This is a genomic window from Acetobacter sp. DmW_043 (assembly GCF_002153485.1).
Taxonomy (GTDB): Bacteria; Pseudomonadota; Alphaproteobacteria; order Acetobacterales; family Acetobacteraceae; genus Acetobacter; species Acetobacter thailandicus.
Genome location: NZ_JOMN01000100.1, coordinates 1 through 287, shown reverse-complemented (window position 1 = coordinate 287; position 287 = coordinate 1). Strand labels below are relative to the sequence as shown.

The 287-nt window shown below is 54.7% G+C and carries 1 protein-coding gene; it reads left to right on the top strand.

Features of this window, described 5'->3' with window-relative positions:
- The coding region (locus HK11_RS11905) for a 1-deoxy-D-xylulose-5-phosphate synthase N-terminal domain-containing protein (protein WP_304528683.1) at positions 1-287 on the top strand (287 nt) is incomplete at both ends.

The window sequence follows — 287 nt, the reverse complement described above, 5'->3', positions numbered from 1 at the left end:
GGCATGGCTGTGGCCCACCATCTGCGCGCTGAGGAAGACCCCTCCTACAAAGAGCGCAATGTCATTGCCGTGATCGGTGATGGTTCAATTTCAGCCGGCATGGCCTACGAAGCCATGAACAACGCAGCTGAAGCCGGCCCTGGTGCTGAACGCCTGATTGTTGTACTCAACGACAACGAAATGTCGATCGCACCGCCTGTCGGCGCGATGTCAGGCTATCTGTCGCGCCTTATCTCATCCCGTAAATTTATTGGCCTGCGTGAGCTGGCTGGTAAGTTTGTTAAAAA